Here is a 13,719-nt window from a genome sequence, read left to right on the forward strand (position 1 = left end):
TGTTTTGTTTCACGTGAAACGCATGTTCTTATCTTCCCGAAAGCACCAGCAATACGTTGATGTCACTTGGCGATACTCCTGGAATTCGACTTGCTTGAGCGATTGTTTCCGGATCTATTTTTGCTAGCTTTTGGCGTGCTTCCGTTGAAAGCGATTGGATAGAATTATAATCAAACTTGCCTTTGATCTTGATGCTTTCCAATCGGGCCAGTTTGTCTGCAATGATACGCTCTCGTCCGATATAGCCTTCGTATTTAATAAGAATTTCCGCGGCTTCAATAATTTCTTCTTTTCTCTCCGTGATCTCGTCAAGTATACGTTTGAATGCCGGCACATGTTCTGCGATGTTTTCTATTGTTATCTGCGGACGATTAATCAGATCAATTAACTTACACCCATGACGCAGCGGGGTAGTACCTAATTTCTCAAGAGAATCATTAATAAGAGCCGCTTTTATCGAATAGTTTCGTGCAAAAGATATAATACGTTCCACTGCTTCGCGTTTCTTTTTCAGCAGAGTATATCTATCTTCTTTGACGAGTCCTAATTTCCAGGCTTTTTCTGTAAGACGCATATCAGCATCGTCCATGCGAAGAAGAATACGGTATTCTGCACGGGAAGTGAACATACGATAGGGCTCATCTACTCCTTTGGTAACGAGGTCATCGATTAATACGCCAATATATGCTTCATCGCGTGCCAGTGTAAATGGTTCTCCACCTTGGCAGTTAATGTGTGCATTGATGCCGGCAATGATACCTTGGCCACCTGCTTCTTCGTATCCGGTAGTTCCGTTTACTTGTCCGGCAAAGAATAAATTCTTAATTATCTTCGATTCCAACGTATGTTTTAATTGGGTTGGGTCAAAGAAATCGTATTCAATCGCATACCCGGGACGGTATATAACCAGATCTTTAAATGCCGGAACTTTTTTCAGAGCTTCGATCTGTATGTTCATAGGCAATGAAGATGAAAAACCATTCAGATACAATTCTTGTGTGGTTTCTCCTTCTGGCTCCAGAAATAACTGGTGCTGTTCTTTATCCGGGAAGGTAACAATCTTGGTTTCTATGCTAGGGCAATAACGCGGTCCTATACTTTGAATTTGTCCGTTGAAAAGGGGGGATTCTGATAATCCTTCACGAAGAATGTTGTGCACTTCCGGATTGGTAAAGCAGGTCCAGCATTGCAGTTGTTTAAGATGGCGTACATTTGTATCCATAAATGAGAATTTATGAAAGTCGGCTTCTCCATCCTGTGTGTCCATTAATTCATAGTGTACACTTCGTCCGTCTATTCGTACAGGGGTGCCTGTTTTCATCCGTCCGTAACTGATTCCATGGCGTGCGATGGATTCGGTTAATTCGTAAGATGCAGGTTCTGCCATACGACCTCCGGGAAGCATATTTTTACCTACATGCATCAATCCATTGAGGAAAGTTCCGGCTGTGAGTACGATACATTTCGCATGAAAAGTGACCCCCCACATGGTAATTAACCCTGTTACTTCGCCGTTTTCAACGAGTAATTCTTTCACTGTATCTTGCCAGATATGCAGATTGGGAGTATTTTCCAATACTTCTCTCCATGCTCCTATAAACTTATTGCGGTCACATTGTGCGCGTGGACTCCACATTGCCGGCCCTTTCGACCGGTTTAGTATGCGAAACTGGATAGCTGTTTTATCTGTTATCAGCCCCATTTGTCCACCAAGTGCATCTATTTCGCGTACAATTTGTCCTTTGGCAATACCACCTATAGCCGGATTACAACTCATCTGCCCGATTTTATTCATATCCATCGTGATCAGACAAGTCTTTGAACCCAGATTGGCCGAAGCGGCAGCCGCTTCACAGCCTGCATGTCCGGCACCAATTACAATAACATCATACCTAAAATCCATTTGTTCAATCCTTATTTGCAAACGGTGCAAAGTTACGAAAAAAGTTCTGCTATTTGGTGTATATTGTCTGGCTACGTGATTAAAAAGCTCTCCTTTTTGGCAGTAAAATAGATATTTGAACCCTATTACGCACTCCTTTATTGTATTTTAATTAAAAAATGTGTTTATCTTTGTCATTGGAGTAATATGGGATGCAGAGACATTGAAATAAGGAATCATTATTTTCTGTGTATAAAAGAAGATGTTGCTCGAATATTGCAGACAGATGGCAAAACTCATACATTAAAACAAACTTAATAATACAAAGCTTTATGAAACTTATTAATCTATTTTCAATTTCCGTATTGCTACTTTTAGCTTCCTGTTCACCCAAAGTCGTGACAAATCTGATAAAAACTTATCCCAATCCAGTTCCGGCCGATTCTGTTCGGGTCTTTGAATTGGGAGAGATAGTGCCCAACACTGCCGAAGCCATTGGACGTGTTTCTGTTATAGATCCTGGTACGGCTACGAAATGCCGGTATGATGAGGTCGTTCATCTTGCACAGGAGGCTGTTGGTAAAGCCGGTGGAAATGGTTTTGCTATAACCTGGCATGAGGATCCGTCTTTCTGGAGAAGTTCGTGCCATCAGATATCCGGATTGATGCTTTACCTGAAAGATAATGTGGTGGATACATTGAGGGCAAATCCTGTACAGTATGCCATCGATATGAACTTCGTAGTGGCCAGAGACAAGAAGCGACCTGAGCGGAGGGGTCCGGCACCTGCTAATACCTTTGAAGTTAGCTTGGGGTATGGTTGGATAAGCAGTAAAATCTATGATGCTAATAATGTGTCTTTGGGGAGTAAGAGCGGTTTAGAGTGGAAGCTTGGCTATGAACATATATGGACTTCCGGGTGGGGAGTAGGTATGCAATATTCTGGTTTTAAAGCGGAGCTTCCGGGAGGAGATATGGTATTGTCTTATCTGGCACCGGAGGTTACATTACGTACAAAGTTTGATAAATGGATTTTGAAGTGCGGAGTAGGCATGGGGCTTTTTCTTTATAATGAACCCTATTACAGTACTGCCGGATTTGGCACACATGTCATTATGGGATTAGAATATATGTTGTCGGGCCATGTGGGACTTGGCGTATCAGCCAGTTCAATTGCAAGTAACTTGCCGAAACGGGACGGAGTTGAACTAAAGAAGGATGAAAAGAGCGGAATAAATCGTGTCAATGTATTGGGCGGATTGAGGTTTTATTTTTAAAACAGGCCTGTTGCCTCAATATAGATTTATTTAATTGTTTGATCCGGTAAACAAACATACAGTTATTGAATAGTATGTGAAACCTGATGATAGATTAAGAACATTTTTCTTTATATTTTCCATATGGGGGAGTAGTCATTTGAGCTAAATAAACTCTTCGTCCCTATCTCATGTTTAAAAACATAATAAAATTTAATTGCAAAGGTTTTTATTGTGGTAGGCGCATGTGTTATACCTGACACATGCGCCTTATACTAATTGTTAAAATCCAAAATTTTATACCTGTACTCTAGCTCGTCCAGAGGGGGGTCGAATTTGTAAACACCTCCACCTGTAGCGTGATATAACACTTGGTATCCAACTGTTCGCATAGTACATTGTCGTCCATTTTGGCTAACAGTAAAGCCTCTTTCTCCTTTACCGATTGCATTAGGGTCAAAACCGCAACTTGGTGAAGGGAGAGGAACCATATATAAACCATCAATATACATATATACAATCTTGGTTACATTGTATAAATCAACAAAATAAATTCCAGTACCAATGTTAGTCGGAGAATTCCTCAAAAGCACCTTGACTTTACTTTGAAGCAATTCATAGCTACTATATCCATAGAAAAACTTATATGGTGGCAAAGGTGGCATGTCCTTGGTAGCAGGATGCGTGCTTTTATATTTATCAATCTTCTTTTGATGCTCGATTTCCATCAAGTTCGGATTTTCCTTTTCATAGGTTCTAATCAATGAACAAAGCGAGTCCATCGTTATAGCTTTTACAGATTCTGCATAAATATTAAGTTCTTCATCAGACATGCGTGAGAAATCAACATCTTGCATGGTATTAATACCTGTAATCTCTTCTTCATTAGAACAGTTAATAAATAATATAGAAGTAATGCCAAATAACAATAGTAGATAGTTTTTTGTTTTCATGTTCATTTTATTATTCTAAAAATATTATTGATATTTATTGTAAAAAAATACCGAATAAATGTAATAAAAATATTTTGTTTACGTTAATTAATTAAATCAAATTCAAATATTATGTTTAAATATTTATTGGTGTTATTTTTTCTGATAGTTCTTGCTCAAAATGCTTTAACTCAAAGGTTAAAGATAGAGAGCGGAGTTTCATTTTCTTCTACAAAAAAAACTATGTACGAAGAAAGAGCAAATCATTTCCAACTGTCTATTGGTTTAGATTATTTTGATAAAGGTTTCTGTTTTTTATCAAGCAATGTCGGATATTTTAGAAAAGGAGGAAAGGTAACATTAGGCCTTGTAGAGGAATATTTCAGTAGTAGTGGAGTGGAAACGCTATATATAGATTGCATAACAGTAAACACTACCTTCAATTTGAAAGCTCAATTGAGAAAATCAATATTTTATTGCGGTATAGGCCCTCGATTTGACATAAATATGAAAGATGGGGTTGATTTTAACAATGCATCAATACACGAGCTTGTTGAACCCAATATTCCGCATATTAATAAAATTTCAATCGGGCTAAAATGCACTACAGGATTTTATTACGATCTTTTTCCTTTTCAGTTGGGTATATATTGTGATTACCTTCCGACATTTACGAAGACATTTAAAAATAGTAGTACCAATAAAATGTTTGGGAATAATCGGACTTTTAATATCGGAGCATCTTTAGGGTATAAATTATAAATATACTCCAAAGCATAAAGCTTTTAATTGAATTTACATAAGTAGGTGAGCTAAATTAGTTTCTAACAATAGAATCTTGTGCTATAGACCCTGAACTCTCATGGAAGAATTATCTAGAGCTCTATATTATTAAGATAATTATACCCCACCTACTATGTCATATAATTAAACATCTAATAGTTAAGATGAAATGTTTAAGCATATGATATTTGTATGTTAATAAAAGTACTTATATCTATATTCCAGGCTGTTCAAAGGCGGATCCCAACGTCCCCAGTTTATTCCTGTAATGTCATATTCAATCACATACCCAATTGTTCGCATATAAAACTTATTACCTGTTTGACTGAATGAAAACCCTCGGCTACCGCCGCCTATTGCATTTGGATCTAATCCACAGTTTGGCGAAGGCAGACCTACTCCCAAAGCACCTTCTGGGAGATACACCATCTTTGTTACATTGTATAAATTGCAAAAATAGACACCATCCGCCATTCCTGTAGGAGAATTTCGAATAATAGTTTTTCTGTTTTTGGGAGGGATGGGCTCATCAGATTTCGAAGAATATCCATAAACATATATAATTTCACTTTCCTGAGCCCGAGTCTGAGGAAGCTCGGACAACCTATTCCGATGTTCAACTTCTTCTTTAATTGGATGTTCTGCTTCATATGTCTTAATCCATGACATTAATGAGTCCATTGTTATTGCTCCTATTGATTCCGCATAGGCTTCAAGTTCTTCGTCGGACATTTCAGAAATTTCACTCTTGGGTTGTGGAGGATCAGTATTCACTTTCTCATCCTGTGAGCAGCTGCTTACAAAATACAATAAGCCAGCAAGTAATAATGTACATTTCATAATAATAAATTTTAGTGTTAAAAAACTTATATTCTATAATAATTCGCTTTAAAATGTGGTATTATTTTTCATAATCAATATTTTATCTCATGTGTCAACTATGTAATATGTAAAGAATAACATAGTGGTTTTATGTTGAAAATGTCTCTATAGATGTGACTATAGCTGATGATTTCATTTGTGATTTTGTTATGTTTTATTTACATATTAGTAACACTTTACCGTCACCCTAAATTGTTTATATTATTTCTATTTTGCAACTTCTTTGTTTATAAGGTTTTTCTAAATTCAATAGTATAAACTAATTAAGCGAGGGCTTGTGATTAATTGTACAGATAAAATTCTCCTTCCAATGTACCTTGAGGAGAAATAATTTCAATGGTGTATTTGCCCGGTTTGTTGGGAGATAATTCAATAGAAATAGCATCATCAGTTTTAGCATCAATGTCTTGCTGATAGGTAACTTTTCCATCTGCATTCACAATCTCAATAGTAGCATTTTCTAACGGCTGATTAAACCTTGTTAATAAAACACCTCTCCAATCCATTTGCACTTCAACGTTTTGAGAAGTAAGTTGTCCTTTACCTGTTAAGATGATTACTCTTGTCGGTACTCTTGGCTGAGCCTGCATTAGAATGCTTACATTTACAGCCAGTGTAATAATGAAAATAATTTTTCTCATGTTTCTTAGTTATTATGATGCAAATATAACGCGATGTTCAAGTATGGACAATTAAATGATGTGCGAAGTGAATTTTGTGTAAATTGCAGATCATCAATGATGTAGAGCTAAATATTGTGTTAAATCAGCAATTCATTTTTATTTTTGAAGAAAAAATGAACTCAAATAATTCTATTGAGGCAAAAGAGTCTGCTAATCTTTTCTTTATCCGAGTCTTTTGAGAACGAATTGCGTCATTTGTGACGCCGCGAATAAATGCGCATTCTTTAGTTGTAAATTGCGCCAAGGCTAAACAACAAAAAAGACAATCATCTTCTGGCATATCAGTAAATGCCTGTAAATATTGAATGAATACATGATATTTTGTATTTACTACTTCTGAAAACTTCTTTTGTTCTTTAGCCGTTAGTAATGAAGGATATTTTTTGAAATGTATTCTCATTTCGACACAGAATTTCGATTTCACAAAACTTTCGTTGCATCCGGTAGCATATTTTTTCATCTCATCAATAATTCTGTTTTGTATTAATGATAACTTTTGCATTGTTTCGACTTGTGAGAGTTTCGCTGTTTGCTTTTCCTTTTCTTTAATGTGTATGGCTAACTTCCGGTGTAGCCTATTCATTTCTTTAACTAATTTTTTTATTTCCTCTCTTCTGTTTTTTTCAATATTTCTGAGTTTTATTTTGTGCATAGATATTGTTACTAAGAACACGACAGATGAAAGAAACAAAACAAAGCCTATCCAAAATATTAGATTATTCTTTTGCTCCGTGATAATGTTGTCAGTGAAATAACTATACTCTGCTGATTGAATTAAATCCGGATGGCTAATTTCCTCAATTGAATCCCGAAGTGTTGTAAAATGACTGAGATAATATGCTGTATCCGAATTGTTTAACAGTTTTGAAAGCTCATAGAGCATATAATAACTACCAGCCTGGGTGTTAAGATTCTTGCACTGAGTACTAATGGTGTAATAATATTGTGCAGAATCATATTTCTGTAATTGATACATAATATCAGCTCTTGCAAAACTATTAATATATTTGCTTGTACTATCTTTAGTCATATTTAATGCTTGGATGTTGTGTTTTAACGCTTCATCAAACTGTTCCAGTTCAAAGTAAGCATTCGATATATTATTATGGATACGAACAACTTCTTCTTTATCATTTATTGATTCGGATAGTTGCAAGGCTTGAGATAGATAAATTAGACCGGAATCGGGCATGGAACGATATGTATAACTCTTCCCTATTCCTCTTAAAGATTTGGATGCATTAATTTTGTCAAGGAATAATTGGTTATATTTTAACCCTGACTGATACGATAAAAGAGATTTATTAAATAGATAATGGGACAGATATAAGTCTCCCAGTTGATTATAAATTAATCCAATTAGCTTTGTATCTTTGGAGGCCATGGATTGCTTTATAGCTCTCTGATACATAACTACCGCAGAATCAGGTTGCATTCTTTCTTCCATAATCCTTCCGTATTCAAACAACTCAATGGCCGATTCTTTATTCGTGTGACAAGCAAATAAGGTGATTAATAATAGAATGCTTAAGCATTTTGCAATTGGTTTAGTGGTTCTGTTCATGTTTCTTTATATTTCTACAATCTGTTTTTCTTGCTTTATCTTATTTGAGAGATAGTATAAATGGACTATCATGGCATGTATAGATAGTACTATACTGTCAACCTATTTAATATTACGGCCTGGTAGCTGTTGTTACGCTTTGGAAGCAAAGATAGTAAAGATTTTATTCCTTTTTATTGATGTTAGGAATAATATTGTAAACAATATCGATAGTAAGAGGCTCATAGGGAAACTTCCGTTACGATGTATCAAATTGCTCGGCTTCCTTGGGTGGAGAGACAATGAGGTATGACGACGATGACAAAGGGGATATTTTTGTACTGACTTCTGGTTTTAAAGCGGAGCTTCCGGGAGGAGATATGGTATTGTCTTATCTGGCACCGGAGGTTACATTACGTACAAAGTTTGATAAATGGATTTTGAAGTGCGGAGTAGGCATGGGGCTTTTTCTTTATAATGAACCCTATTACAGTACTGCCGGATTTGGCACACATGTCATTATGGGATTAGAATATATGTTGTCGAGCCATGTGGGACTTGGCGTATCAGCCAGTTCAATTGCAAGTAACTTGCCGAAACGGGACGGAGTTGAACTAAAGAAGGATGAAAAGAGCGGAATAAATCGTGTCAATGTATTGGGCGGATTGAGGTTTTATTTTTAAAACAGGCCTGTTATTCCGAATTGGATCACTTAGCCATTTCTTTTGTTTTTTGATTATATTATAGGCGTAAATCGTTACAATAAAACGAAATTGTTCATCTCGTTTTTGTATCAATTGTCAATCTTATGAACTCTCGTCTCATTTCTCTACGGAGATCGACCCGAAACTCTACGAGAAACGACTCGATCTCCGTAGAGTTTCGGGTCGATCTCCGTAGAGAAAAAAGAGGGATGTTTAACTCGCTGGATGTCAGAATGTTATAAAAATAAACATTGTTGAATATTTTTAATACGTTTACCTCCCTCTTTATCTGCTTCGCGTTTTTATGAATCGTTACAAATATTGAGTTTTGCCGAATGTGATTTCTATCATATAACTACTGGTTGCTAATCAAAGTGCTACAACCCATAGATGTTCTATTTGCAATTACATTATCTCAAAGCCATTCAATTCTGACTTCCGAATTTAAAATATAATCTGCCACGGAATACTTCATTATTGTATATATTCTTAGCCCCTTGCGGTCCCTCCTGTTCAGCGCGTGAGAACTTGGTTCCAACGGCGCAAATGGCATTTAAAAACGAAATATCACCTTCTGGAAAACGAGGATTGATGTTTTTACTGTAAAACAGGGGACGTTCCGGGGTGAAAAGGTGCAAGAATACATCCTTTGTAGCAGAGGCTATAATGAATGGCATTTCATCGGTTTGTATCTCTACGGCATAGAAGTTGGAGTAATAACCCTTGAATTCCGGATACTTCCAGTTCTGACCGGTAATGGTATTATTGTATGCTTTGTTGTAAACACCGAAGTTGGTTCCTTTCATGCGGTTCTTCCATACGTGATAGGGACCGTTTGCCATTAATGTGGCACCTTTCACTTTATTCTCGGGATAAGAGAAGGTGATACCTGCATAATCGTACTCACCGTTGAGCTTGTATTGATAGTCGAGCTGTACCCATCCGTTTGGTTGGATCGTCCATTTCTGGCTATCTGCATTCTCATAAAGAGCTTCTACTACATACCCATCCGGCGAATGATAGTGTTTCAGTTCTCTGAATGTGGCAGTGAATCCGGTAAAACGGGGACCATTGTTGAATGATAGATTTTTGAGTTGATGACAAACATTGTCTATCCATCCATTTCTTTTGTTGAAAGTGATTTCTGTTGTTCCGCAGGTAACTCGAAGCAGCTCGTCCGTTTCCTGTACGTGTAGCTCTTGGTTCGCTCCTGTTACGATTCGTTGTACCATTTCCTGTGGCATGGTGACATTCCATGACCATGTAAAGATCTCCCTGCCAAAAGGGTCAATAGCAGTAAGGTAAAGCACATCATAGCTATGCCAATCTTCGGGCAATTCAAGGCGGATAATACCGTCCTGACCGGGAGTAACGTTGGGAGCAGCTACCTGATGAGTATATTGTTTCATATTCTCGTTGTTGAGGGGCTGTGTGTAACTTGTCAATTTATAGGAGAACCGGCACTGGTTGAGGTTTGTGAAATGATAACGATTGCTGATATTTATCACACCATTGAAGCTGGAATTCAAATTAGGATTTGTTACATAAACAGGCGTCCACACTTCTTTAATGGTATAGAAATTACCCTCTTTCTCATGGTGAGGTCCAAGAATGCCATCGGGGGCATAGTTGCCTTTTACGTCAATAGAATCGTTAATGTCGCGACGAACGACTCCCTCGTCAGCCAGATTCCACAGAAATCCTCCTGCAGAGAGAGGGCTCTTTAGCATTAGATTCCAATAATCGTCGAGACCTGCTCCGTGTCCTCCGTCATGCAGGCCATGAAGAAACTCTGTGGGCATATATACTAAATTTCCTTTGGTCAATGCTTCATAAGAATAATTGTATTTGGGATAATGCTTAGTGTCAGTGCCATCCATTTTAGACCAAGGTTCAATAACCTGACGTTTTTGAGGGTCATACAGTGCATAGTCACTGCGTACTTCCGTATTGAAACCACCTTCATTTCCATTGGCCCAAATCACGATAGATGGATGATTGACATCACGTGTTACCATCGATTGTACCAGGCGGCGCGCGGTAGGGGTGTCATACTTATTCTGCCAACCAGCCAATTCATTTATAACAAACAGGCCTAAAGAGTCGCAAACATCCAGAAAATATTGATCGGGTGGATAGTGAGACATGCGGACGGCATTCATATTCATATCTTTGATGAGGTTAACGTCTTCAATGGCAAGCAGTTTACTGCTGGTACGTCCGCTTTCGGGCCAGAACGTGTGGCGGCATACACCTTTAAACTTCACTTTTACGCCATTTACATAAAAGCCATCGGATTTTCTGAACTCTATAGTCCGGAAACCGAATTTCTGTTCGTAGCTATTATGTACTACTTTCTTCCCCTTTTTCAGTTTTACTACTGCTTTGTATAGATAAGGACTTTCAGGAGTCCAGGACAAGGGAGCCTCGATCTGTCCGTTCAGTACAAATTTGTCTTTAGTGGCACTATGCCCTGACAGAAAAGGAGTACTTACATCCTTTCCTTCGAGGGTCTGTATACGGGTCTCTATCTGAAAATCTTCACTGTCGGCATTATGCGTATATGATTCCATATAGAAGGAACCATCCTGTTTGGCATTTATGGCCACCCGATCAATAAAACTCTTAGGTTGTGCTTCAAGATAAACCGGACGGAAAATGCCACCGAATATCCAATAGTCGGCTCTACGCTCTGCACGATTGATGCTTTCGTTAGATGATTCTTTACTTACGGCTACTTCCAGCAGATTTTTCCGGGAGTAATCCAATAGCTCGGATATGTTGTATTTGAAGCGATAAAAAGCACCCTGATGAATGGGCCCGGCAAGTTGTTTGTTGATTCTCACCTCTGTGTCCGTCATTGAGCCTTCAAATACGATATATACTTCTTTGTTTTTCCATTGAGGAGAAACAAAGAATTCATAACGATAAAATCCTTTTTCGTTATGAGGGGTACGGTCGTGCCCGTAGTTGTAACCGCCGAAACCTTGCAGCTCCCACTGAGAGGGTACGTCAATCGTTGTCCAATTACCGCTGTTCATACCATCCGAACAGAAGAAATCCCATTTCACGGTATTGTCTTTGTCTGTTCCCGATAGGTATTGAATTTCAGTTTTTTGAGCACATACGCTGATTGCTGTCAGTAGTAGATAGAGGCAAAGATGTAATTTTGATATTGTTTGACATCTGATATTACAAAGAAAAGGCAATTGCTTCATGACTATTATTTAATTTGCGTTATAGGATGGTGGCAAGTTAAGCAATAATATAGAAGATTCGTTATGTATTTCTGACAAAAATGTATTTTGAGTTGAAATAAGTACGTATAAATACTGTTTCATTAGAATTTCTTTCTGACGATTTCTATAGATATAAACTATGCATTTTAAGTGTATGTTAATTAGTATTTTAACGCACACTTAAAATGCATAGTTTATATCTGTAAAGTACGTACTTTTACAATGCAAGATTCAGGTGATCAATAATCAGTAAAAGCAAGTTGCTGTTTTCTTATTTAAAAACCTGTTTCATCGGGCGGCCTATCCATACTTGCGGCTGGTTTAATCCGAAGATGTAGGCGATGGTTGATGCTACGTCAAATTGCATCATACTCTCGTTGAAGTTTAATCCTTTTTTGATGTTTTTTCCGCAGATGATGAATGGAGTTTCCATTTCGTTCATCGTTTTTCCACCGTGTCCTTTGTTAATGCCACCATGGTCTGCAGTAACAATAAAGATCGTTTTGTCAAATATTCCTGCATCTTTGGTAGCCTGAATAATTTGTCCGATATATCCGTCCAGTTCTTTCAGTTTGGCATAATACTCCGGTGTGTCGTGACCTGCACCATGACCTATATGATCGGGATTATCAAAAGCAACCAGTGTGAGGGCCGGCTTCTTTTCTTTCAGATAGCTAACTGCCATTTCGCACAGAGCGGTGGGATGCTTATTGTAATCCGGTGCCTGTTTGTGATAGCTCAATGCAAGTGTATCTACCAGATATTTAATGCCGTTCCATTCGTACAGGCAACCAATCTCTGCTTTCGGAGCAGCATCCCGTAATACCTGAAAAATGGTAGGGAAAATACCGTGCTGGTTCAATTCGCGTGAGGGAAGTTCCGGAGTTTTAGATCCCCATTCGGTATAACCGTGTAGTTCCGGACCTGCTCCCATGAACATGGAAGCCCAGTTTATAGCACTTGAAGAGGGGAGTGTAGAACGTTTCTTTAAAGTATAGCTGCCGTTCTCCATTAAACTTTTGATGTTTGGGATGTCTGCTTTCTCTACGCTATAAGCTCCCCATCCATCGAGACCGATAAGAACGACATGTTCGGCTTTCCATTTGGCGGCGAAACTGTTGGGGACAATAATAAACAGGGCAAACAGGCTGATTGCCCAACTTGAAAATAGATGTTTCATGGTGTTTCCTTTACTTTTTTAAGATTATATATTTAATAAGCTTAACTGCCGGTAAGATATAAAGAGAACTCACCTCTCGCCAGCAGTTATGCAAATAAAGGTTTTTTCGCCGGAATCGGTTTGTATTCTTTGTTTAAGTAAATGCCATAATAGTTCATTTGGACAATGTTGCCCCTTATAATGGACAATATATGTAGAGTTTTCAACCCTATCGCAACGCCAGTGCTTTGTTTTCTGCCGCTTCCATTATTTCCCGTTCTCCCGGTCCTTTGTCATTGATGCCGCAAAGGTGGAGGATACCGTGAATAATGGTACGGTGAAGCTCTTCGTTATAGGTGGTATTGAACTGTTCAGAATTGGTCTTTACAGTATCGAGACTTATAAAAAGATCACCCGAAAGACGATCTCCTTCGCAATAATCGAATGTGATGATATCTGTATAGTAATCGTGTTGCAGATATTGCCGGTTCACTTCTAATATTTTTTCGTCCGAACAGAAAATATAGGCGATTTCACCGAGTCTCTTTCCATAAGTGGCGGCTACGGATTTTATCCATTCTGTGGTTTCCCGTTTTTTAATGTCGGGCATCTTTACGCCCTCTGTCTGATAAGTTACAGCCATGATAATGTATTGT

The 13,719-nt window shown here is 38.0% G+C and carries 11 protein-coding genes; 3 read left to right on the plus strand and 8 right to left on the minus strand.

Annotated features, from left to right (window positions below; all coding sequences use genetic code 11):
- Positions 1-28 precede the first annotated feature (28 nt).
- Positions 29-1,903, minus strand: a complete 1,875-nt coding sequence (gene mnmG / locus HCG69_RS00835) for a tRNA uridine-5-carboxymethylaminomethyl(34) synthesis enzyme MnmG (RefSeq protein ID WP_221648445.1) — start codon at positions 1,901-1,903, stop codon at positions 29-31.
- 311 nt (positions 1,904-2,214) lie between these two features.
- Here mnmG and HCG69_RS00840 point away from each other — a divergent pair, with 311 nt between their 5' ends.
- A complete protein-coding gene (locus HCG69_RS00840) occupies positions 2,215-3,159 on the plus strand; it encodes a porin family protein (protein WP_221648446.1) in 945 nt (314 codons plus the stop codon).
- Positions 3,160-3,413: 254 nt separating this feature from the next.
- Here the strand turns inward: HCG69_RS00840 and HCG69_RS00845 are convergent, their stop codons facing one another.
- Positions 3,414-4,091 carry a hypothetical protein gene (locus HCG69_RS00845; protein WP_044157887.1) on the minus strand — a complete coding sequence of 226 codons (678 nt, stop codon included), beginning with the start codon at positions 4,089-4,091 and terminating at the stop codon, positions 3,414-3,416.
- 111 nt (positions 4,092-4,202) lie between these two features.
- Between HCG69_RS00845 and HCG69_RS00850 the strand changes: the two genes are divergently transcribed.
- Positions 4,203-4,832, plus strand: a complete 630-nt coding sequence (locus HCG69_RS00850; protein ID WP_221648447.1) for a hypothetical protein — start codon at positions 4,203-4,205, stop codon at positions 4,830-4,832.
- Positions 4,833-5,048: 216 nt separating this feature from the next.
- On the opposite strand, the gene HCG69_RS00855 is transcribed toward HCG69_RS00850, so the two are convergent.
- The 3 genes from HCG69_RS00855 to HCG69_RS00865 form a co-directional block, all read right to left on the minus strand.
- Positions 5,049-5,693: a hypothetical protein gene (locus tag HCG69_RS00855; RefSeq protein WP_221648448.1), complete on the minus strand. Its 645-nt coding sequence runs from the start codon at positions 5,691-5,693 to the stop codon at positions 5,049-5,051.
- A 323-nt stretch (positions 5,694-6,016) separates the two neighbouring features.
- Entirely contained in the window at positions 6,017-6,376 is a 360-nt protein-coding gene (locus HCG69_RS00860) for a DUF3244 domain-containing protein (protein ID WP_025866702.1), read from the minus strand.
- 124 nt (positions 6,377-6,500) lie between these two features.
- Positions 6,501-7,982, minus strand: a complete 1,482-nt coding sequence (locus HCG69_RS00865) for a tetratricopeptide repeat protein (protein ID WP_025866703.1) — start codon at positions 7,980-7,982, stop codon at positions 6,501-6,503.
- Positions 7,983-8,263: 281 nt separating this feature from the next.
- Here HCG69_RS00865 and HCG69_RS00870 point away from each other — a divergent pair, with 281 nt between their 5' ends.
- Positions 8,264-8,644 (plus strand): hypothetical protein, encoded by a 381-nt coding sequence (locus tag HCG69_RS00870; RefSeq protein ID WP_255585232.1) that lies wholly within the window; start codon positions 8,264-8,266, stop codon positions 8,642-8,644.
- Between the two features lie 446 nt (positions 8,645-9,090).
- Here the strand turns inward: HCG69_RS00870 and HCG69_RS00875 are convergent, their stop codons facing one another.
- The 3 genes from HCG69_RS00875 to ybeY all read right to left on the minus strand — a co-directional run bounded on the left by HCG69_RS00875 (position 9,091) and on the right by ybeY (position 13,706).
- Positions 9,091-11,883 (minus strand): glycoside hydrolase family 2 TIM barrel-domain containing protein, encoded by a 2,793-nt coding sequence (locus HCG69_RS00875; RefSeq protein ID WP_221648449.1) that lies wholly within the window; start codon positions 11,881-11,883, stop codon positions 9,091-9,093.
- A 292-nt stretch (positions 11,884-12,175) separates the two neighbouring features.
- Complete coding sequence (locus HCG69_RS00880) at positions 12,176-13,084, minus strand: alkaline phosphatase (protein ID WP_221648450.1); 909 nt, start codon at positions 13,082-13,084, stop codon at positions 12,176-12,178.
- A gap of 208 nt (positions 13,085-13,292) precedes the next feature.
- Positions 13,293-13,706, minus strand: coding sequence for an rRNA maturation RNase YbeY (gene ybeY / locus HCG69_RS00885; protein ID WP_002558606.1), 414 nt, complete (start codon positions 13,704-13,706; stop codon positions 13,293-13,295).
- Between the last annotated feature and the right edge of the window lie 13 nt (positions 13,707-13,719).

It is taken from the genome of Bacteroides sp. K03 (assembly GCF_019734355.1).
Classification (GTDB): domain Bacteria; phylum Bacteroidota; class Bacteroidia; order Bacteroidales; family Bacteroidaceae; genus Bacteroides; species Bacteroides nordii.

Bases quoted from the DNA above. Each gene is read 5' to 3' on its own strand.
- HCG69_RS00865 (WP_025866703.1), bottom strand. From the start codon at position 7,982: ATGAACAGAACCACTAAACCAATTGCAAAATGCTTAAGCATTCTATTA.
- ybeY (WP_002558606.1), bottom strand. From the start codon at position 13,706: ATGGCTGTAACTTATCAGACAGAGGGCGTAAAGATGCCCGACATTAAA.
- HCG69_RS00880 (WP_221648450.1), bottom strand. From the start codon at position 13,084: ATGAAACATCTATTTTCAAGTTGGGCAATCAGCCTGTTTGCCCTGTTT.
- HCG69_RS00870 (WP_255585232.1), top strand. From the start codon at position 8,264: ATGAGGTATGACGACGATGACAAAGGGGATATTTTTGTACTGACTTCT.
- HCG69_RS00850 (WP_221648447.1), top strand. From the start codon at position 4,203: ATGTTTAAATATTTATTGGTGTTATTTTTTCTGATAGTTCTTGCTCAA.
- HCG69_RS00845 (WP_044157887.1), bottom strand. From the start codon at position 4,091: ATGAAAACAAAAAACTATCTACTATTGTTATTTGGCATTACTTCTATA.
- HCG69_RS00855 (WP_221648448.1), bottom strand. From the start codon at position 5,693: ATGAAATGTACATTATTACTTGCTGGCTTATTGTATTTTGTAAGCAGC.
- mnmG (WP_221648445.1), bottom strand. From the start codon at position 1,903: ATGGATTTTAGGTATGATGTTATTGTAATTGGTGCCGGACATGCAGGC.
- HCG69_RS00840 (WP_221648446.1), top strand. From the start codon at position 2,215: ATGAAACTTATTAATCTATTTTCAATTTCCGTATTGCTACTTTTAGCT.
- HCG69_RS00875 (WP_221648449.1), bottom strand. From the start codon at position 11,883: ATGAAGCAATTGCCTTTTCTTTGTAATATCAGATGTCAAACAATATCA.
- HCG69_RS00860 (WP_025866702.1), bottom strand. From the start codon at position 6,376: ATGAGAAAAATTATTTTCATTATTACACTGGCTGTAAATGTAAGCATT.